Below are 20,133 nucleotides of genomic sequence, written 5' to 3'. Positions count from 1 at the left end.
CGGAAGCCGGCGTCATCGGCAAGCCGGACCCGCTGCGCGGAGAGATCATCAAAGCGTTCATCTCGCTGCGCGCCGGATTCGAGCCGAGCGACGAGCTGAAGGCGGAGATTTCGCAGTTCGTCAAAGTTGGGCTGTCCGCCCACGCCGCGCCTCGCGAAATCGAGTTTAAGGATAAGCTGCCGAAGACGCGCAGCGGCAAGATCATGCGCCGCGTGCTCAAGGCGTGGGAGCTTGGCCTGCCGACCGGCGACTTGTCGACGATCGAAGATTAAGGCGAGCTAAAATTAGATGCAATAACAAACAGACTGCCGCTAATCGCGGTCGAATCCAGGTACGATCTGAGATTCGGTCCGCAGATTAGCGGCAGTTTTTATTTGCGCTAGAATGGTTACGTTACGCTCGGTACGGCATGGAAGCGACCAGGACGTTCTGAATGAAGAGAAGCTGCCGCTTACGTAGAGGGGCATTTATCGCGGGCTAGTTTTGGTATAGAAGCTAGCTTATGCTTTTGCGGAGTACTTTCGCACTTCTCGTGCCGGGGAGCGGCAGTTTGCTGCTCCAGCTGGAATTTTGCGTGGTGGCGCAAGTGATCTGTGTTGGGAAGAGTGGTTGCAAGGTTGTAAAGCACTTGTCCGGTCGCTCGCGGAACTTTCATTTCCGTTATTTTGGATCGACGGGGTAAAATGGCTGGTTAGCGGAAATAAGAGTTCCGTTATTCAGCCGAATCGGTCCGTATTGCCCGCAAATGGTACAAATAGCGGAAATGATGTTTCCGTTACCGCGGTTACCGGCACTGGTTTTCAAGAATAAAGGAAATGGAATTTCCGCTATCACCCACGAAGGAGGATGGCTGCGAATTGGGAAATGGGCAGCCTTTCCGAGCGCCGCCGGCTATCCGCCCACTACCCAAACCTATGACTCCGCCCGCATTCCATGTTACACTTTGGACAGCAGCCGCTTCAAAATTTGCTCGTAGTGATCTTTCGTTATACCTGGGGCAAACTCTTCCGGCAAATCGTCCAGCTCCGGGATCGGGGCGCCTTCCGGCGTGCCGATGACGACCTTCAGCGGTTCTCCGCTGCCCGGATTGTTGCCTTTCCAGATGAGGCCAATATCGCGGTAATCCGTCTCGCTCCAGGTGTACAGCACGTTGCCCAGTCCCTGCTCCTCGAATTTGCGCGCGTAATCAAACTTGGTGTTGTCCAGATCGGGGATCGGCAGCATCTTCGTCAGATCGACCCCTGTGGCCATCTCCAGCGCCCGCGCATAGGCCAGTATGTGCGTTCCTCCGCGTACAAGCAGGTAGCCGATCATCTCCCGGGCAACGGGATGGTCCGTCATCTGGTACACACGCATTTTGTGAGTGCGGGCGCCGACCTCGAGAAAAAAGTTGTGGTGCAGATCCAGCACGAGATTGCCGCTGTTGAACACGTAATCGCCGTTCCACGCCTTCCCCATTGAATCGACCGCAAGCGCCGTCTGGGCGTTTACGATAAAATGCTGCGTATTCCGCACGTTCAGACCCGGCCCCAGCGGAGTCGAATCCGGCGGCCCGGGATGGGTAATCCCCCGCAGCAGCAAATTGACCGTATTGGTCACAAGCTCCACATGTCCGAATTCCTCAGCCGTTATGCTCGCCACCAGATCGTAAAACGGCTTCAGCTTTTGCTTCTGACGGAAATTGTTCGATTGAAACATATAGTTGTTTAAGGTCGACATTTCGCCGAACTTGCCGCCCAGCAGCTCCTGAACCGCCGCGGCCGCATTGGCGTCGCCTTGCTCGAGTACCGGCAAAGCGATAGGCAGCTTTTTGATTCGTTTAAACATGACAACCTCCCTGCCCACTTTTAGTTGCCTCATTTATATGCGGCGGCAGGTTGACCCCATTCCCCGATGTCATAAACAAATGCCGCTTTCCTCCTGCGAATCCAAATGTTTGTGCGAGGAAGGAAGGGGTTTACCGGGCTCCGGCCGCTCTTTGATGATGCTTTAGGTAACAAATCGACTTCCAAGGCGGCCCGTAACCCTCTTTCTTTGCAAGCAGAACGTATCCAGCCTCGGCGAAAGAGAATACGTACGATCTCTATACCACTATAAGAGTCTCCGGCACCCTCTATTTTCGGCATATGGGGGTGAGTGAGACGAATAAAGGCGGTTTGTGAGGCTGTCGATTCATGGTGGACAACCAAGTGGAAAGGGAAAAGATGACCTTCTGGCGAGTTTTGTCTGGAATCCCCTACCTTACAATCCTTATTCAATCAAGGGATTCCGGACAACCTGTTTGAGCAGAAGAAGGTAACTTTTCACTTGGAACGCCCTGCTAACACTTCTACACAATGAATCGACAGCCTCGGTTTGTACCCCTTATTTCAGCCGGCTGATAGGGGGTGCAGCCTTTTCGCGGATTTTAGCAGCTTCAAACCTTTCTTATTCCGTGTCCAAGCCTGTTTTCGGACAAAATAGAGGGTACAAACCGCTCCTATTGGGTCCTTTCCCCGCTTGACGCAGGGCAGAAAAAGGACCTCAGCCCCCACTTACTGTGGAAGTTGAGGTCCTTTCCAATTGAATCCCTAAGCCTTATGCCCACTAGCCGTGCATAACGCTAATGCTAACGCTAAGCTACGCCATACCCCGGGGCAGCTCAAACCGGGTGTACCCCTCCATCCGGAACGGACTCGTCGAGGTCGCCCACGGAAACGGATATTCCGAGAACAGCTTCCGCTGCTCGGCTGCGTCCCGGATCTGCTCGGATAAGCCGGGCACGAGACGGACGGTCGTATGCCCTTCCTCCCGCTCGACCCGGTAAGGCTCTCCGATCGTACGGACCGACCAGGACGACTGGTGAGCTCCGTTGGACACGGCGACGAAGCTCCGGCACGCTTCCAGCGGCGCGTACAACGATTCGCCCGAACCATCCAGCACCCGGAACAAGTTGAGATACATATTCCGCATCAGATTCTCCGACTCGCCCTGGAACGTATACTCCGGCTTCCCGGTGCTCCGGATCTCGAGCCGGTTATCGTAATGCCACAGCGCCTCGCCTTCCGTCCCCTGAATCGAGATCGAAGGAGCGTCGTTGCGTTCATGGCAGAGCATCGCATAAAAATGAACGTTCACGCCGCGGGCGGTTCCGATCCGGACGCACGATACGTCGTCGCCCTCGATCTCGTTCGCATGGTACAGCTCCGCCTGCACCCATTCGGGAGAGGAAGCGGCGGCATCGCCGCTGCCGGCGGCCAGCAGGCAATTATGCATCAGATGGGCAAATGGGTTATTGATCGTCCCGTCGAGCACGAACTGCCCGTCGCATACCAGCTTGCCGGCCCAGCGGGTGCGCTCGTAATAGGAGCGCTGCCTTTTCCACATCCCGACGCCGGTCACATCGGTGATCCGGCCGATCGCTCCGGCGTTCAGCCTATCCAGCAGCTGGCGAAACGCCGTGCCTGATGTATTCTGGAAGTTCACCTGACAAAACCGGCCGCTCTCCCGCTGCGCGGCGATCATCTCGTCGATGTCCTGAACCGTTACGGCAGGCGGCTTCTCTACGATGACATGAAAACCGGAGCGAAGCGCACGGATGCACATCGGCTTATGCGCGGCGATCGGCGTGGCGATGACGACGAAGTCCGCTTCCGGGTGTGCGTCCAGCATCTCCTCGTAATCGGTGTAATGCTTCGCGCCGGACGCCGTCAGCGCATCGTACGTCTCGCGGTACGCCCCGATATTCAGCTCGGCGAAAGCGACGATGTCCAGAAGCCCTTCACCGGCTAGGCCCAGCATGGTCTTGACATGGTTGGAGCCGAAGCCTCCGATTCCGACGATTGCGGCCCGATATCTGTTCAAATCGATTCCCTCCAATACCGCTTTCCATGCCGGTCCCGGCGGCGGCTTGAGGCGCCGATTCCCGGTCCGGCGGAAAGTAAGGCACGTGCAGCGGCTGCTACACGTGCTCCAGGTAACGTTCTTTAATAAGCGCAAGTGCTTCGTCGCCATCCATATCCCACACCTGGCGATTGAAAATCTCTACTTCGATCGGGCCGTCGTAGCCGGCCGCTTCCACTGCTTTGCGCATCCGGCGCAGCTCAATCACGCCGTCTCCCATCATCCCCCGGCCCATCAGCAGATCCGGCACCGGCACGATCCAGTCGGATACGTGATAGCCGAGAATCCGGCCTCTCGCCCGCTCGATCTGGGCATACAGCTCCGGATCCCACCAGACGTGAAACGCATCGATGACGACGCCCACGTCCTGCTTATTGAACCGTTCCGCCAGCGTATTCGCCTGCGCCAGCGTGTTGATGACCGAGCGCTCCGCCGCATACATCGGGTGCAGCGGCTCGATGCCCAGCTTGACGCCGTGCGAGCGGGCGAACGGCACGAGCTCCGCGATCGACTCGGCGACCGTCTTGCGCGCATAGTCGATGTCCCGGTCCGGGGCAGGGCCGCAGACGAGCACCAGCACGTCGGTGCCGAGCTCGGCCGCTTCCTCGACGGCGCGGCGGTTGTCGTCCATCCGCGCGGCCCGCTCGGCGGACGTCGCCGCCGGGAAGTAACCGCCGCGGCACAAGCTGGAGACGCGAAGTCCGGCGTCCTTCACCAGCCGCCTGCTCTCGGCAACGCCCGCTTCGGCAACCTTATGGCGCCACAGGGCGATCCACGGCACCTCGGCGCGCACGCAGCATTCGACGGCTTCGCGCATATTCAGCCGGTCGGTCGTGATTTGATTCAGACTCAGTCGATCTATATTTTGTAAACGTTCCACAGCAGCGTTCCCTCCCGGTTATGTGATGTCCTTCCGCGTCGGCCCAGCCCGGATTAGCGGATACCGGCCAGCGCCAGCGCAGCGTTCATCCGTTCTACGGCCATCTCCGGATCGGCCAGCAGTCCCGCCTGATCCGCCAGGACGAACAGATCGGCCAGATGGACGATCGAGCGCGCCCCTTCGGCTCCGCCGATCATCCGGAAATGGTTTTGGCGACCGTTCAAGTAAGCCATAAACACAATCCCCGTCTTGTAGGCATACGTTGGTTTCTGGAAAATATGCCGCGACAACGGAACGGTAGGCGCCATAATCGATTCATACCGGTCCAGGTCGCCTCTATCCAGCGCATGAAGCGCTGCGGCGGCGGCTGGCGCGATCGCGTCGAAAATGCCGAGCAGCGCATGGCTGTAACCCTGATCGTCGCCGCGGATCAGCTCGGGATAATTGAAGTCGTCGCCGGTATACATTTTCACATTTTCGGGCAGCAGACGGCGCATGCGGATTTCTTTCTCCGCATCCAGCAGCGAAATTTTGATGCCGTCCACCTTGTCGGCATTCGCCCGGATAACGCGCAAGCAGACGTCCATCGCCGCATCGAGATCGTCCCGGTAGCCCCAGTACCCGGCCAGGGCCGGATCGAACATATCGCCGAGCCAGTGAAGGATGACCGGCTGCTTCACCTGACGCAAAATACGTCCGTATACGCGCTCGTAATCGTCGGGACCGCTCGCGCAGGCCGCCAAAGCGCGGCTCGCCATCAGGATGACTTGTCCGCCTTCGCCTTCGACGAAGCCCACCTGCTCCTCATAAGCCGCTTCCACGTCTTCCAGCGTCACCTTCGGACCGGGCGCCAGATGGTCGGTGCCGGCTCCGCATGCGATCCGGCCCCCTACCGTGCGGGCCTCGGCGATCGAACGGCGGATCAGCTCCTTGGCCCGCAGCCAGTCGAGTCCCATCCCCCGCTGGGCCGTATCCATCGCTTCCGCGACGGCGAGACCGAGCGACCATAGATGATGCCGGTAGCCAAGCGTGGCGTTCCAGTCGATCTGGGCGTTATTCAACGGATCGGCGTCCGCGAACGGATCGCACACGACGTGAGCCGCCGAGAAGGCGACCCGGCCCGTGAACGGACTGGCCGGAACTTCGAATCCGGCCGATTTGCCCGTCGTATATTCATATAAAGCTCCCCCCGCGCGGGGGAGACGAATCGTCTTCGCCATCGGTCCGTCCTCCTTTTACAAGCTAAGCTTCGGTACGTCGATCCAGCGGCGCTCGCGCCACGATTCCAGACCCAGGTCGGCCAGCTGCGTGCCTTTGGCCCCTTCCAGCAGATCCCAAGGGAACGGCGTGTCGATCACGATATGCTTCAGGAACATCTCCCATTGCACTTTAAACGCATTGTCGAACGTCTGGTTGTCCGGCACTTGCACCCATTGGTCGCGGAATTCGAACGGATTCGGAATATCCGGGTTCCATACCGGCTTCGGCGTGTTGACGCGATGCTGCGTCTTGCAATCGCGAAGGCCCGCTACCGCGCTGCCTTCCGTACCGTCGACCGTCACCGTCAGCAGATCGTCGCGGTCTACGCGCACCGTCCACGAGGAGTTCGCCTGGACGATGATGCCGCCTTCGAGTTCGAACGTAGCGTAAGCCGAATCGTCAGCCGTGCACTCGTACGGATTGCCCTGCTCATCCAGACGTTTCGTCACGTGTGTCGCTGCGAGACACGATACGGCCTTGACTTCGCCGAACAAATTGTCGAGCACATAACGCCAGTGAGCGAACATGTCGACGATAATGCCGCCGCCGTCTTCCTTGCGGTAGTTCCACGAAGGACGCTGACCCGGCTGCCAGTCTCCCTCGAATACCCAATAGCCGAACTCCATCCGGACGGACAGAATTTGCCCGAAAAAGCCGGAATCGATCAGCCGCTTCAGCTTCAGCATCCCCGGCAGGAACAGCTTGTCTTGCACGACGCCGTTTTTGACGCCGGCTTCGCGGGCGATCCGCGCAAGCTCCATCGATCCGTCCAGATCGACTGCAGTCGGCTTCTCGCAATAAATATGTTTGCCGGCGGCAATCGCCTGCTTGATGCTCTCGGCGCGGCGGACCGTCGTCTGGCTGTCGAAATAAATCTCGTTGTAAGGATCGGCCAGGCAAGACTCCAGATCGGTGCTCCACCGCTCCACTCCATGCGTCTCGGCGAGCGCTCTCAGCTTATTCTCTTGTCTTCCGACCAGAATCGGGTCCGGCATGATGACGCTTCCATCGGGCAGCTTGACTCCCCCTTGGCTGCGGATCGCGAGTATGGAACGGATCAGATGCTGGTTCGTGCCCATCCGTCCGGTAACGCCGTTCATAATAATTCCGATTTTACGTACGCTCATGTTCATGTCTCCCTTCGGTTTATACTGCCATTGTATACGCCGGGAGAGCGCTTAATCTTACGACTAAGGGAAACGAATTCTCACATTCGGAACCAAAATGCGGATTGGTCGAAAAAAGAAAAAGCGCCGAACATTGTCGGCGCTAGCGCTACAGCGGATGCTGGACTTAAACGTATTTTACTCAAAACTTGCCGCTAACCACAAACACGACGGACAACACCAGCACCGTACTCAAGGAAAGCCCCGTCACGTAAGACGAGATCGAAGAGGAGGCGGCCTGGACGTCCCCGCCCGCGATGCGCTTCATCAGACGTCTGCCCATGATCGAGATGACGATGATAAACAACAACACAATCATCCCGCCGCCCCGCTCCATATAGATGAGCCAAAACGGCTTGTCCGAGCCGAGTCCCATCTCCAGAATCATGAATACGCCGGAAATCAGCACAAGAAAGGCGCTCGGATGCGTCAGCAGATTAAAGGTGCGAACCGTCTTCCGGACGATGCCGCTAACGTCGGCGGAGGGAAGCATCTTCTTCATAGCCGTCAGCAAAATCGCGACAGCGACAAGCGAGCCGAGCCAAATCGATAGACCCGTAAGATGAATAAACAGCATAAAACCGTACATTTCCGTACTCCTCCTTTGGAAAATCCGCAACTTGCTTATTGCCGCTTATATAGTCACGCGTGATTAATTCGACATGAGTAGGTTATCAGCTTTTGATCTTCTAGTCAAGTGTGACTATAATGGTAGGGGATAAGGAGGATTCGGCATGGACGAACGCGAACTGCTCGTACTCGGTTTATTGATGGCACAAAGCCAGCATGGCTATCAGATTAACGAATTTATCGAACGCAACCTGGGACAGGTTTCCGATATGAAGAAAGCGACCGCCTATGCAATCTTAAAAAGACTCGACCAATCCGGCTTCGTGGATGTAAGTGTGGAGCAAGAGGGGAACCGGCCGCCCAGACAGATCTATTCGATCACGAAAGCAGGCGAAGCACGGTTTGAGGAATTGCTGCGAACGACGCTGGGAAGCTTCGAGAACATCACTCCGTCGGGGGATATCGGTCTGATGTTCATCGATCATCTGCCTCCAGAAGAGGCCGTAAAGCTGCTGGAGGAAAGACTTGCGAAGACGACCCGAATGCTGCGGACGTTCACCTCCGTTCCTTTTCACGGACACGGAAGCGGGGTCGATCTGTCGGTACGGCACCGGATCGCCCTGCTGCAATGCGATATCGACTGGCTGAAGGAAACGATTGCCTCGATCTATGGCGGGATGGGAACGGCCGACAGGCCGACGACCTAACAAGAGCCTATGTCCTACGTAACCCGGAGAACGGAGTAGGGACGAACCGGAACAACACCGCGGCTTGCTTCTCCGCTCTCCGTATTTACATACACCCCTATTTCACACATCATAAGTTGCCGCCAGGCCAGGATCATCCGCCCATTCCGCAAAAAGCCGCCGCGTCGTGTACCGCCGCCTTCCCCTGCGTTCGCGCCGCCCGGTACAGCCTCAGCTCCAATCCGGTTCCTCCGGCTTGCCGATTTCTCTGTATTTTTTCGGCGACATGCCGACAATCGCTTTAAACGTCCGGTAAAAAGTCGATACGGAATCGTAGCCGACCTCAAAGCAGATCGAGATAATATCTTTGCCGGTATCGGCAAGCAGCTTCCGGGCAAGCCCGATCCGAACCTCCGTCAAATATTGAATCGGAGTCGTATCGTAGCGCTCCTTGAAAATATTGTTGACGTACCGGGTGCTGATGCCCAGCTTGCCGGCCAGATCGGCGGCGGTCAGAGGCTCGTAGTAGTGCATATCGATATAGCTGCGTATTTTCTCGGCGCGGAGCCAGTTGGAGCCGGAACCGGCCGGCGACGCGGGCGCCTCCTGTGAACGGGCGAGAGCAAGCAGCAGCTGGGACAGATGGATTTTCAGGGAGAGGCGGGTGAGCGGCGAGTGCGGCTTCGATTGCTCGAACAACATTTTTCGCAGCAATTGGCGCAGTTCGCTTCCGATAAAGGCGCTCGGCTTCATCAGCGCCGAAGTTTGAAAATAAGCGTGAAGCAGCCCCCCGGCGATTTCCGGATCGAGTGCGGACTGCTCAAAAGCCAGCACAAGCAGCGTCAGCCTGGAATCCGACATGACGGAATGCGCCGAATACGGCAGCAGCACGGCGGTATCGTCGCCCCCCAGCTCGTACGTTTCCCCTTCCAGCCTGATCTTCCCTTCGCCCTCAAGCACAAACAAGATCTGGTGGATCTGATGATGATGCTCGGTTACGAGATGACCACCCATATGCTTTTGCTCGTAAATGTCGATTTGATTCGGGGACAAATCGATCCATTTGATCGTCATGGCGCAACCTCCGGGAATGAGAACGAACTTGCTACTGTCATTTTATCGCGGATGGGAGGCGCTTTACAAGGATTCTCGCTTTAATGGATCATTGGAATGTTGCCTTAGCCAAACTACTCTCGGCTTTGTGCCGACAGCTCCAGAATCATCAGCCGAAGCGCCTTGTGCAGCGTCTCCAGCGCGAAGCTCGGAACGCTTCTCTTCATCAAGAGCGCCAGCTCATGCGAGGCTGGGATATGGATAAAGCCGGATCGCACCTGATCCTGCCTGTTCTCCTGATGCAAACGATGCAGCATCTGATACATAACGTTGTTGCACAAATACGTTCCCGCCGAATTCGAGATTTGGGCAGGAATGCCGTGCTCGAGCAAACGATTGATCATCGCCCGATACGGCAATGTCGTGAAATAAGCGGCCGGACCGTCCTCCGCAATGGTCTGATCCCGGCAGACGACCCCGGAATTGTCCGCATCCCCGTCGCTGCAATTGATTGCGATCCGCTCCGGCGTAATCCGGTCCCGGCCTGCCGCAAGCCCCAAGGAAATGACCGCATCCGGCGAAACCTCCTCGTATTTGCGCAGCAAAGCCGCCGCCGACGAAGCAAATTCGACAGGCAGCACCGCCGAGATCACCTCATACTCGCCGATCCGCTCGCCGTCTATTCGTTGTGCCAACTGCTCGGTAGGATTGATTGGATAATGAAGAAAAGGCACAAATCCGGTTACCAGTATTTTTTTCATTTTAGGTGCAACGGAGATTGTCCGGATTGTCCGGATCGCCCGGCAGTCCGCAAGCAGCACGGTCTTTTTGCACGGTTCGCCTCCGTCCTTCTCCGCTCCGTCGCTTTCCTCCTTTACATCTAATAGGTGCGTTACATCGGCCTCCAGCCGTATCTTATTATGATCGCCGGCAACCTGAATGTCGAGCGGTTGCGCAAGGGCTGCTGGCCGAAGCGGCAATTTCCGTGTAAGAAAAGTGTAAGTTCCGGGATGGTAAGCTGACGGGAGAACGTTAATCATAGCTATGGAGGTCACACCCAATGCGCAACACCTTCCTACCACACGCAGCAACCCAGCAGGCCCGTCATCGGCTCATGCAGCCGGGCGTCCTGTCGATCCTGATCGCAGCCTTCCTGATAAACGCCGTTCTGCAAGCGGTTTTACCTGCCCGAGCCGCTTGGGCGGCGGATAAGATCGGCTGGTCGAAGCCCCGGTCCGCAACTTACTCGCCTCTCTACAACGGAATTGTCGCTACCAACTATGAGCTGGCGTTCGGCGGCCTGAACCTCGCATCGGAATCGCTCACCAAGGAAGAGGCCGAAGCCGATTTTGTCATGTCGTCTTCCACAATCGGGGCGCGCAGCGTCATGCAGCTGAACGAAAAGCTGGAAACGGCGACGCTCCCTCCGTCCTCCGGCTTCAAAACCAGAGAAACGCTCGAGGTCGGCGGCGTCTACCTGGTGACGCTTCATGATCATACGTTCGCGAAGCTCCGCATCGACCGCATGAGCAATTCCGCGATCACCTTCAGCTATGCAGTGGAAGCGCCGGAAACGTCAACTCCCGCGCCTGCGGCACCGTCGTCACTGTCGGCTCCGGCCACTCCTTCGCCTTCGTCACCCGCAACGCCATCGCCGGCACCCGCAGCGCCATCGCCGGACACTGCATCGTCTGAGACGCCGCCGATTATAGTTTTGAGTCTTCTGCACAATGTCGTTCTGATCGACGGGCTGTTTACGACTTTGGACGATTCGCTTAAGCCAAGGCTGGTCGACGGGAGAACGATGGTTCCGCTTCGCTTTATCGCCGAGGCGCTTGGCGCCGACCTCGTGTGGGATAACGCCGAGCAGAAAATCACGCTGACGCTAAACGGAAGCACGCTGGTCCTGTGGCTGGATCAAAGCCGCGCCATCGTTAACGGCCAATCCATTACGCTGGACGTACCGCCACAAAGAATCGGGGATTCCACGTTCGTGCCCGTGCGGTTCATCAGCGAAAAGCTGCAGCAAAAAGTGGATTTCGACAGTGAAACGTCGACGATCAGCATCAATGCGCCGGATACGGGGATAACGGCCGAATCCGAATCGACGCGAGCGGACAGCACGGAAGCCGGGGAGGCATCCTCCGAGCCGAGACCGGACACCGGCGTTCAGTCCTTGATCGGCTCCTATTCGCTGTTCGTGAAAGGAGGAGCCTACACAACGGATAACTACGCTGCAGAAACAAGAACGACCACGGTGTTCGCCGGATCGCCCGACGGCTTCCTGGATATTAACAGCGACGGGACGTTTGCCTTTACCGATTCTACGTTTAATTGGAACAGTTCGACAAGCGAATACGATGCAGGCTACGGAACCTGGAAGGAAAGCGGAGATTGGTCGTACCCGATATTGCTGACGGATTCGAAAACGAACAAGTCGTTCAAAATCGGCAAGACGTTATCAAGCACAACCGGTTACGGCGATATTTACGTCTGGGAAGTAGGCGGCTCCTGGATTAACGGAAGCCGGAAATAACGGTATCGGCCGGATCGGTCACGGGCGCCTTGCGTCTGGCTTCTCATGCGGTGCGCGTCATCACGCGCCGTGGCTGTCCGGGGCGGGCTTCAACCTGGGCTTGGGCCCTCTTCCTCGTTCGGGTTTGCTGCCGCCGGGCACGCCGTCTCGGTTTCCCGATCCAGGATGACGTCGGGGTTCGTCCGGAATTTGCTTGGGGTTACGCTGTAGTAGTTGCGGAAGGCGCGAGTGAACGTGTACAGATCGGGATAGCCGAGCGAAAGCGCGATATCGGTGACGGGAAACTCGGTTTCAACCAGCATCTGCGCCCCTTTCTCCATTCGCAGCCGCTGCAAATATTGGACAGGCGGGATGCCGATCCGCTTCGAAAACTCGGCCGAAAAATAAGAACGGTGAACACCCGCATAATCTGCCACGTCCTGAACCGTAATATTTTCCATAAAATACGTATTCATAAACTTCTGGCTTTCGCGAATCCAGCTAACCGAGCCTTTCTCCGCTTCCTCCTTCTGCTCGCGGGCGGCGAGCGCCAGCAGATCGAACAGCTCGTACAGCTTGGCGAGCCAGCGAAAGCAGCTTCCGCCCGGCAGCAGATGCCGGAAGTCAACCAGCAGCTGCTGGAGCACGCCGAGCAGGCCCGGAACAAATACTTTCCGCAAGTAAGGACGGTCTTCGGTAATCCCGATATGAGACAGCAGCGGCAGCACGCCGTCGCCGATCAAGCCGAGCCAGGTCATCCGCAGCAGCGGATTGTCCGGCACGATGCTGTGCTGCTCGATTTTGTACGGAAACAGGCAGAACAGATCCCCCTTGTTCAGCACGATTTGTCTGCCGTTCACCCATTGGACCGCTTGACCTTCCATCACAAAATGAATAATAAAAAACCGAACCATCTTGGGGCCCGCATGATAGTTCGGCTTAGCTATCATCTGACCGGCATTCGACGGGCAGACTCCGATCGCTCTCTCCAATTCGGAAGAGGTGTAATACAGAAATTCGGCATATTCCTTAGGATACTCTACCAGTCCGCGCATCAGAGCCTCCTCCCGCAAACACGCAAGTTCTATACTAACGTATATACGCACTTACTATACGCATTCGCTTCGATTGTTGTCAATTGGGAACTGATTATCGGCGCTCCCTTCACCGCAGCCCCGTTATCCCCGCAGAAACCGGCCGGGCTTCCGCCTTTCCTGAACAACAAAAAGAAGACCCCGACGGCGCGGAGCCTTCTCCCCTTATCCTTCCCCTTATAACACACCAACGCATTACCTCGCAGAGGTTCGGCAGCCTTCTAGTTCTTACGTTTACAACTGCTTCTGTCTTTGCGACTTGCCCGTCTCTTGCTACTTTTACATGTTCCTCAGCCATCTGCCTGTTGCGATCCCGGCCGGCTGGATGACAGTACCTCCGTTGTCTGCAGCAGTGGAACCGCCGTCCCAGTAAAACAGCCCGCCTCCGCCGTCATTGGCCTCATAGTAACCGAGCACGTGAACGGTCCGGCAGACGGCGCCGCTCATCGTCCGGAGCTCGGCGATGTTGAGCGCGCACGAGCCGCTCCCCGGCACTCCGTATACCGACTCGTGAACCGGCGTATCCGCCCGGATGACACCGCTGCCGAGCAACGCTGCCGAGGCTGCCGCGACCCCGGCCAGCCCGATGCTGGCGATCATTTTCCTTCTGCTCATTGGTTCCGGCGCCGCTGATTCTCCGCTCGTCTGATGAGGGTCCTTCCGAAGCTGATCCATCGCTTTCCCTCCGCTTCTCGTACATCTGGAACAACAACAATCGCACTTAGATCAGATCATGTTTAAGCTCGCCGTCGTTGTTCACCCATAGCCGGTACTTCTTCGTCCCGTCCGGTGTAGTGAGAACCGGTCCGACTGCGGAGCTGTAAAAGTCGATATCTCCGACGACCGTGCCTCCGCCGCGGGGAACGAACGTTAGTCCGGTGGAGCATAACATGCGGGCCACGAAACGCTCGACCTTGATCCCGGTCGCCGGTACAGCCGGTTCTCCCAGCGTAAATCGGAGCATCGCCGCCCGGGGTACGCCCTGAACGTCCATGTGCCAATAGGCGAACCGTTTGTTGTTGTTCGTGATTTCCTTTGCCAGCTTCCACGACGAATCGGCCGGGTCGTAATATTCCAACTTGATGGACTTGGCCTCCGCTCCCGCGCTGAATACGACCTGCATGAAGTCGAGCCTTTTCGCCGTCGTATCCGGCTCCCGGATCGCGATCGTCACCACCGCCCGCTGGTTGGCGCCGGGCTTCCAGAGCGGCTTGTCGGTCGACAAATAGCCAAACGGGTCAAACGCTTTGCCCAGCTCTCCTCCGTCCAACGCTACGCCGTCGTTCGTCACTATGTTGATTTTGTCGGCGTAGGCGAGGATGTTGTCCTGCTCTCCCTCGTACGGTTTGTAGCGATACCAATAGCCCCATTTCTTATGATCCGCCGAGGTTAAGAACGCATGCGGCATATAGGAGGACAACGCGATCTGCTCATGGACGAGACTGTTGTCCATCTGCACATAATTGTTTTTGGTCGGCGTCGTATCGGTAATTTTCCAATTCGACTGGTAGACGGCTGCCGAACGAATCATGTTGCCTTCGGCCGTGCCGGAAAAGCTGGCGAGCTGATCGGAATAACCGTTCACCCCGAGATCGTAAAACCAGCCGTTGAACTGGTTGTAGCTCGTCTCGGCATGAATGGCCTCAACTGCCGACTGGCCCGCATTGTACTGAATATTGTTCACCAGATTCGCTTCCGACCCTTTTCCGATATAAAAGCCGCGAATCGTCGAACGGATGATGATATTGTTGATTAACGTACCGTTGACATAGGCCGGAGGAGTCGCTTCCAATCGAATTGCGTTTTTCAGCCTTTCGCAGAACACATTCTCGATGACCGTAAATGCCACGTAATGTTGCAAGGCGTTCGCATAAATGCCGTTGGAAGTAAAGTCGGAGCCTTTTATGCTGACATTGCGGATTCTGGCCCGCGTGGAGGTCGGGGTGGAGCGGATTTTGACGCCGCACGCCTCCTCCGATGTATTGCCGAGCGCCGGAATAATCGTAAGCGTATCTACGCTCGATTGCTGGCCCACCTCGATTCCGGCCGTATTGACGGTTTGCATCTTGATCGTGGCTCCGTTGCCGGTGGAATAAAGCGCCCTGCCGTCCGGAACGATGATCGGCTTCGTAATGCAGTACGTATGCTCGGGAGGCAGATACACGTTCGCAAATTGCTGCAGCACCGCATTGATCGTATCCGAATCGTCCGTTACACCGTCGCCCTTCGCCCCGAACCATTTGACATTGATCCCTTGCATCGCATTCATCGAAAGACCTCCTCCGGTCTATATTTCGGCTTTCCCGGCTTGACCAGGCGCGAGCCGGCGAGCTGGCCGCCCGGGCTTACTTGCTGTTCTCCGATTTGATCATCTGATTGATCTTCTCTTCCGCATTGCGAAGCGCCGTATTCACATCGATTTTATTGTTCAGATATTCGACATATTCGGTGTTAAGCAAGGCGGACGCCTTCACGAAATGTTTGGAGAACGCCTGGGCGGGAGCCGGCTTGCTCTTGAAAATACTCTCGATTCGTTTGCCTGCAAGCTCGGGGATGTCCTTGGCATACTGCTCCACATATTTCGGATCTTGGAGCGTCGAGATTCTCGCCGTCTTGCGAACCATCGTCGTCTGGACCTCGTCGGAGAACATGACTTCCATGACCCGCATCACGTCGTCCTTATGCTTGCTCATCTTCATCGGAATCAGCAGGTGGAGGTCGTACATGCCGTACAGATTCGGCCGTTCCTTGTAGCTCGGGAATTGAGCGATGTCCCAGTTCAGGTCGGGAGTTTGCTTCAAGCTCAAAAACAGGTTTACGGTTCCGGCCATCGCAACGTTTTTGTCTTTCATAAACCGGTTGTTCAGACCGGCCAAATACTCGTTGCCGGGGATAGAGAACATCCGCTTGCCGACCTCAAACACTTTTTTGTAAGCGTCGCTGTCCGCCATCGCCTTATTGGTGTTCGCATCGACGACGTTCAGCGATAACGGGAACAGCAGCCGGTTCAAATTATCTACCTCAATACCTCTGTACTGCACGTCCCCCTCCCGCCGGGTCAGCTTGGCTCCCAGATCGATCGCCTCGTCCCAGCTCATGCCGTCCTTCGGATACGCAACGCCGAACTTGTCAAAAATGTCCTTGTTGTAGTACAGGGCGTTCAGGTTGACCGCGTACGGCAGGGCATACAGCTCTCCCTTGTCGGATGCGGTTTTTAAGGCGTCGATGGCGCCGGGATCGAAGCGGCTCAGATCGAAATTGTGCTTTTTGGCAAGCGGCGTAATGTCTTCGAGCACGTCAAGATCTTTGTGAGGGGCTAACTGGCCGTTGTAGGTGACGAGAAAATCGACCGTTTCCCCGGTAGACAGCAGATTGGCCAAGTCTTTCGAGTAATTGATCATCTCCAGCGTAATATGGGGATACTTTTTCTTAACCGGATCGGCAAGCAGCAGTTTAAAATCTTCCGGCGTGAAATAAACGCCAAGCTGGTGAAACTTCAACGTGACCGGCTCGGGAGGTTTCTCTGCCGGCTTCTCCGCAGGCTTCTTCTCCTCCGTTCCACCCGCTGCGCTTCCGTCCCCCGCCCCTGGCGCATTCGTGCCGCATCCGCCCAGCGCAAGCGCACCGGCAAGCAGCATCGCCATACAACTCCCCTTACTCAAAACAACCCTCTCCTTTTTCCGCTTCTCCATTGTGTAAACGTTTTCGAATGATCTACCCTTTCATCATAAATTGTCAGACGCTCGGGATGAATATCATTATGTTGGCTTGCCGCTTGTCAATTTGTAAGCTACTGGGAAAGGTTGGAGTTGTTGGCGGGTCCGGCGTGAGGATTGGCGGGAGAGATTGGCGGGTCCGGCGGGTGCCAGGATGTCGGCGCGGGGGTGAGGCGTGGAGCTGGTGCTATCCAGCACACTGTAGACGTGCCCGTGAGACGAGTATTGGCCGTGTCGCTCCATAGAAGTGTTCTTGGCGGTTGTGCTGGCAGGGCTGGTGCTTAGATATGTTCACGGGGATGTTGGCGGCGGACTTGCGCTTGACGACGCAGGTCAGTTCTTCGTGCAGGGGCTGGCGGGCTAGTGGAGGTTGGTAGACATATTACCAGTCGGGAGGCTGAACGCACAATCCGGGAGAGCTCTCGGTGGAAGTTAAACTTGCTTCCAACCGGGGTTCAGCGCGCTTGCGGAAGTTTTACTTCCGTTATTCCTGACCAAATGGCAAATTGGATGTCTTAGCGGAAACTTCATTTCCGCTATTATGGCAATCCGGCTCCCAACTGCCGTCATTCCGGGAAATAACGGAAGTTTTTCTTCCGATTTATCCGTTTATGAAGGCTTTCGGCTGGATTAGAGGAAGTTGGAGTTCCGCTAAAGGAAAATTCGAGGCTGCCTTCTCTCCCCCTCCCCTCCTCTTCTCTCCAACGGAAGTCCTTTGTGCGAACGATTTAAAAAAAGAGGTTGTCCCAAAAGCGTTCGCATGACAGGAGAACGTCCCGATCTCCATACGAAAGAACCTCAACTTCCACTGCAACGTGAAGGCTGAGGTCCTTTTTCTCAGGAAAAATCGGTATTAGGCGGGGCACCAACATCGCAAATTGACTTTGGAGGCGCCCCCGCCGGTTTACTTCAGCCAGCGGTCCAGAAAATCGTACGCGGCGGCGCGGATCGGACCCGGGAAGTCGTGCTTGCTCGTCCCGTCGAGCGACAGCATCTTCTCCGGCTCGCCGAGCCACGCGTACAGCCCGTGCAGGTCGCGCATCGCAGCGGCGATCGGCTCCCAGTGCGGGAAGATCGTATCCGCCTGGCCGCTCCAGTTAAAGAACGGCACCGGCGCAGCCAGCGCGACGATCTCGTGCCACTCGAACGGCACCTCGCCCCGTTCGATATAGTCGGTGATCGCCGGAATATGCGAGAACCAGTCGCGCCGTCCCCAGCGGTTCGGGTTCGGGTCGCCGGTGAATGTGGCGAAGCCGCAGCTGGAGACAATCGCGCGAATCCGCTCGTCGGCGCCGGCCAGGAAGAAGGCGTTGTAGCCGCCGAGCGAATGGCCGATTGCACCGATCCGCCCGCTGTCCACGTAGTCCAGCGAGGCCAGCAGATCGAGCCCCTGCCGGTGGTCGGCGATCATTTTGCCGACTGCCGTCCAGGCCGGGTTCTGCTCATAGAACGGAGCCGTCTGATAAGCGGGCGCTCCTTCGTAGATCCGCTCGCCCGCCGTAATCGTGTCGGGCGCCAGCACCACATAACCGCGGTCGGCAAGCTCGGCTCCGTACCGGCGATTGTCTCTGCCTTGCGGGGTGGCGACATCGTCCTTGCCTTCGTTTGCGGTCGGATGCAGCGCCATGATCGCCGGCAGCTTGCCTGCTCCCGGCACGGCCGCTCCCTTCGGGACGAGCAGATGGGCCGTCACCGTATCGCCGTCAACCGTATCGTAGCACAGATGAAACCGGTCGTGACGCTCCTCGGCCGTTTCCGACAAGATGTCATAACGAAGCGGAACCGCAGGCGGGACACCGCCGATCAAGTCCAGCCACCGCTCCTTAAGCGCCGCTTTTTTCGCTTCCCACTCCGCCTTTTCGGTGATCGAATCGAGCAGCTTCGGGACGCCGTCCCGGTTAAGCTGCTCCAGCGTATATCCCGCCCGCTTGCTGCTTTCCGTCATCTCCAACTCTCCTTCGCTATCCGTGTGTTGATAACTCCGTACCAGGCCGCGTATCAGGAGCAGACTCCCCGTCCTCCATCTCCGCTGCCAGCGGATGCGTCCGCTGCAGCCCGGGCCGGGTGCCGATCTGCCGCTGGCCGGAACGGCACGGCCTATTCCCGCTCCCGTTACAGAAAAAAAGCGGGTCATGACTGGCATCATGTTCCCGCCTGCTGTCCTGCTATCGTTACAGCGCAACCGTCTTCCCGGTTTCGCGGCTTTCGTTAGCCGCTTCGATGAAGCGAACCAGACGCACCGTGTCCTCGAAGTCGATCGCTGGGCCTTCCCCTTTGAACATCGCCATAATCGGCTCGAGCATGCTCGCATAATACGGCTTCGGATGAGCGTATACGTCGACGAACTGGCTGCCTTTCTCGCGGTGCACGACGGCGCCGAACGTATTGTTGCCTTTGCGGTTGCCACGCATCGTAGCAATTCGGCCGTCCGCCCAGCGTCCGACGATCAGATCATGGTCGTCGTTCGTTGTGACCGTCACATCGACACAGTCTTTGCCGAGCGTTGCGAATACCATCTCGACCGTATGAATGCCGTACCAGAAATAACCCGGCTGCGTCGGGATCAGTGCCATCGGACCGAACGCGTCGATGCCGATCACCGCTCCTTTGCTGTCGTCGCTCAATACGGAAGTCAGTCCTTCCGCATAACGGAGCGCCGAGCTGCTCATCACCGGAATGCCGTGCTTCTTGGCCAGCTCCGCAATTTGCTTGGCGTCTTCGGACGTTACGGCGAGCGGCTTATCGATAAATACCGGTTTGCCGTAAGGCGCGATTTTGGCGAACTGCTCCAAATGAACGCGTCCGTCTACCGATTCCAGCAGGATCGCATCGCTTTGCTCGGCTACCGCTTCGACCGAATCTACGATCGTTACGCCCAGCTCGTCGCGAAGCGTATTCGTAAACCCTTCCACGCGGGAAATGCTGAGCTCCATATCCGGGGAACCGCCGGGAAAAGCGACGACGACTTTGCCGCCGGCTACGTGATAAGCGTTTTCGGGATCATTCAACAATTTGGTGAAGGCGGTAACGTGCGAAGTGTCCAATCCGATAATTCCGATTTTTAATGCGTTCGACATGGAACGCACCTCCCTATATTCAAAATATCCGAACAAGCTTGCTGCAGGTCCGTTCTCTTTTAGTGCGTGTTCAAAAAGTCCGGTTTTCAGCACCGAGAAGATGGGATGAAGCTAGGAAATGAGGAGCGGAGCGTAGTGAGAGCTACGTGAGCACCGGAAGTTCCGGCTGAATTCCATATTCGATGTCGAGCAGGCATCCTGATCTGCTTCGTGATCAAAAGTGGACTTTTTGAA

Annotated in this window: 17 protein-coding genes; 3 read left to right on the top strand and 14 right to left on the bottom strand. The window is 57.0% G+C overall.

Translation table 11 applies throughout. From position 1 onward, the window contains the following. On the top strand, positions 1 to 272 hold a 272-nt coding region (locus PV433_RS23400), incomplete at its 5' end, for an AMP-binding enzyme (RefSeq protein WP_442951515.1). Positions 273 to 936: 664 nt separating this feature from the next. On the opposite strand, the gene PV433_RS23395 is transcribed toward PV433_RS23400, so the two are convergent. The 6 genes from PV433_RS23395 to PV433_RS23370 form a co-directional block, all read right to left on the bottom strand. Then, positions 937 to 1,827: a manganese catalase family protein gene (locus PV433_RS23395; protein WP_332074448.1), complete on the bottom strand. Its 891-nt coding sequence runs from the start codon at positions 1,825 to 1,827 to the stop codon at positions 937 to 939. Positions 1,828 to 2,619: 792 nt separating this feature from the next. After that, positions 2,620 to 3,843, bottom strand: coding sequence for a Gfo/Idh/MocA family protein (locus tag PV433_RS23390; protein WP_332074447.1), 1,224 nt, complete (start codon positions 3,841 to 3,843; stop codon positions 2,620 to 2,622). Positions 3,844 to 3,940: 97 nt separating this feature from the next. Beyond that, the gene (locus PV433_RS23385; RefSeq protein WP_332074446.1) at positions 3,941 to 4,762 is read right to left on the bottom strand and encodes a sugar phosphate isomerase/epimerase family protein; all 822 of its coding nucleotides are present in this window, start codon (positions 4,760 to 4,762) and stop codon (positions 3,941 to 3,943) included. Positions 4,763 to 4,815: 53 nt separating this feature from the next. Continuing rightward, positions 4,816 to 5,982 (bottom strand): dihydrodipicolinate synthase family protein, encoded by a 1,167-nt coding sequence (locus PV433_RS23380; protein ID WP_332074445.1) that lies wholly within the window; start codon positions 5,980 to 5,982, stop codon positions 4,816 to 4,818. 15 nt (positions 5,983 to 5,997) lie between these two features. After that, positions 5,998 to 7,149 (bottom strand): Gfo/Idh/MocA family protein, encoded by a 1,152-nt coding sequence (locus tag PV433_RS23375; RefSeq protein WP_332074444.1) that lies wholly within the window; start codon positions 7,147 to 7,149, stop codon positions 5,998 to 6,000. Between the two features lie 181 nt (positions 7,150 to 7,330). Next, a complete protein-coding gene (locus PV433_RS23370; RefSeq protein WP_332074443.1) occupies positions 7,331 to 7,777 on the bottom strand; it encodes a hypothetical protein in 447 nt (148 codons plus the stop codon). A gap of 145 nt (positions 7,778 to 7,922) precedes the next feature. Between PV433_RS23370 and PV433_RS23365 the strand changes: the two genes are divergently transcribed. Next, positions 7,923 to 8,465, top strand: a complete 543-nt coding sequence (locus PV433_RS23365) for a PadR family transcriptional regulator (RefSeq protein ID WP_332074442.1) — start codon at positions 7,923 to 7,925, stop codon at positions 8,463 to 8,465. Between the two features lie 210 nt (positions 8,466 to 8,675). On the opposite strand, the gene PV433_RS23360 is transcribed toward PV433_RS23365, so the two are convergent. Together PV433_RS23360 and pcp are read right to left on the bottom strand one after the other, a co-directional pair. Then, complete coding sequence (locus PV433_RS23360; RefSeq protein ID WP_332074441.1) at positions 8,676 to 9,518, bottom strand: AraC family transcriptional regulator; 843 nt, start codon at positions 9,516 to 9,518, stop codon at positions 8,676 to 8,678. Between the two features lie 113 nt (positions 9,519 to 9,631). Then, positions 9,632 to 10,537, bottom strand: coding sequence for a pyroglutamyl-peptidase I (gene pcp, locus PV433_RS23355; protein WP_332074440.1), 906 nt, complete (start codon positions 10,535 to 10,537; stop codon positions 9,632 to 9,634). A gap of 20 nt (positions 10,538 to 10,557) precedes the next feature. Between pcp and PV433_RS23350 the strand changes: the two genes are divergently transcribed. After that, positions 10,558 to 12,033, top strand: coding sequence for a copper amine oxidase N-terminal domain-containing protein (locus tag PV433_RS23350; RefSeq protein WP_332074439.1), 1,476 nt, complete (start codon positions 10,558 to 10,560; stop codon positions 12,031 to 12,033). 89 nt (positions 12,034 to 12,122) lie between these two features. Here PV433_RS23350 and PV433_RS23345 read toward each other — a convergent pair whose 3' ends face one another. The 6 genes from PV433_RS23345 to PV433_RS23320 all read right to left on the bottom strand — a co-directional run bounded on the left by PV433_RS23345 (position 12,123) and on the right by PV433_RS23320 (position 19,899). Then, positions 12,123 to 13,067: an AraC family transcriptional regulator gene (locus PV433_RS23345; RefSeq protein ID WP_332074438.1), complete on the bottom strand. Its 945-nt coding sequence runs from the start codon at positions 13,065 to 13,067 to the stop codon at positions 12,123 to 12,125. 318 nt (positions 13,068 to 13,385) lie between these two features. Continuing rightward, positions 13,386 to 13,781 carry a hypothetical protein gene (locus tag PV433_RS23340; protein WP_332074437.1) on the bottom strand — a complete coding sequence of 132 codons (396 nt, stop codon included), beginning with the start codon at positions 13,779 to 13,781 and terminating at the stop codon, positions 13,386 to 13,388. Between the two features lie 46 nt (positions 13,782 to 13,827). Next, positions 13,828 to 15,375, bottom strand: coding sequence for a glycosyl hydrolase family 28-related protein (locus tag PV433_RS23335; RefSeq protein ID WP_332074436.1), 1,548 nt, complete (start codon positions 15,373 to 15,375; stop codon positions 13,828 to 13,830). Positions 15,376 to 15,451: 76 nt separating this feature from the next. Next, on the bottom strand, positions 15,452 to 16,768 hold the full coding sequence (locus PV433_RS23330; RefSeq protein WP_332074435.1) for an ABC transporter substrate-binding protein: 1,317 nt from the start codon (positions 16,766 to 16,768) through the stop codon (positions 15,452 to 15,454). 958 nt (positions 16,769 to 17,726) lie between these two features. Beyond that, on the bottom strand, positions 17,727 to 18,968 hold the full coding sequence (locus tag PV433_RS23325; protein WP_332074434.1) for an alpha/beta hydrolase family protein: 1,242 nt from the start codon (positions 18,966 to 18,968) through the stop codon (positions 17,727 to 17,729). Positions 18,969 to 18,993: 25 nt separating this feature from the next. Beyond that, a complete protein-coding gene (locus tag PV433_RS23320; RefSeq protein ID WP_332074433.1) occupies positions 18,994 to 19,899 on the bottom strand; it encodes a Gfo/Idh/MocA family protein in 906 nt (301 codons plus the stop codon). Positions 19,900 to 20,133: the final 234 nt, after the last annotated feature.

Origin of the sequence: Paenibacillus sp. GYB004 (genome assembly GCF_036577605.1) — a bacterium.
Taxonomy (GTDB): Bacteria; Bacillota; Bacilli; order Paenibacillales; family NBRC-103111; genus Paenibacillus_AB; species Paenibacillus_AB oceani.
The sequence above is the reverse complement of the archived record's forward strand: the minus strand, read 5'-3'. Positions and strand labels throughout refer to the sequence as shown.

Excerpts from the sequence above, each read along its gene's own strand:
- PV433_RS23360 (WP_332074441.1), bottom strand. The coding sequence starts at position 9,518 with ATGACGATCAAATGGATCGATTTGTCCCCGAATCAAATCGACATTTAC.
- PV433_RS23380 (WP_332074445.1), bottom strand. The coding sequence starts at position 5,982 with ATGGCGAAGACGATTCGTCTCCCCCGCGCGGGGGGAGCTTTATATGAA.
- PV433_RS23325 (WP_332074434.1), bottom strand. The coding sequence starts at position 18,968 with ATGATGCCAGTCATGACCCGCTTTTTTTCTGTAACGGGAGCGGGAATA.
- PV433_RS23320 (WP_332074433.1), bottom strand. The coding sequence starts at position 19,899 with ATGTCGAACGCATTAAAAATCGGAATTATCGGATTGGACACTTCGCAC.
- PV433_RS23370 (WP_332074443.1), bottom strand. The coding sequence starts at position 7,777 with ATGTACGGTTTTATGCTGTTTATTCATCTTACGGGTCTATCGATTTGG.
- PV433_RS23365 (WP_332074442.1), top strand. The coding sequence starts at position 7,923 with ATGGACGAACGCGAACTGCTCGTACTCGGTTTATTGATGGCACAAAGC.
- PV433_RS23345 (WP_332074438.1), bottom strand. The coding sequence starts at position 13,067 with ATGCGCGGACTGGTAGAGTATCCTAAGGAATATGCCGAATTTCTGTAT.
- PV433_RS23350 (WP_332074439.1), top strand. The coding sequence starts at position 10,558 with ATGCGCAACACCTTCCTACCACACGCAGCAACCCAGCAGGCCCGTCAT.
- PV433_RS23335 (WP_332074436.1), bottom strand. The coding sequence starts at position 15,375 with ATGAATGCGATGCAAGGGATCAATGTCAAATGGTTCGGGGCGAAGGGC.
- PV433_RS23395 (WP_332074448.1), bottom strand. The coding sequence starts at position 1,827 with ATGTTTAAACGAATCAAAAAGCTGCCTATCGCTTTGCCGGTACTCGAG.
- PV433_RS23375 (WP_332074444.1), bottom strand. The coding sequence starts at position 7,149 with ATGAGCGTACGTAAAATCGGAATTATTATGAACGGCGTTACCGGACGG.
- pcp (WP_332074440.1), bottom strand. The coding sequence starts at position 10,537 with ATGATTAACGTTCTCCCGTCAGCTTACCATCCCGGAACTTACACTTTT.
- PV433_RS23340 (WP_332074437.1), bottom strand. The coding sequence starts at position 13,781 with ATGGATCAGCTTCGGAAGGACCCTCATCAGACGAGCGGAGAATCAGCG.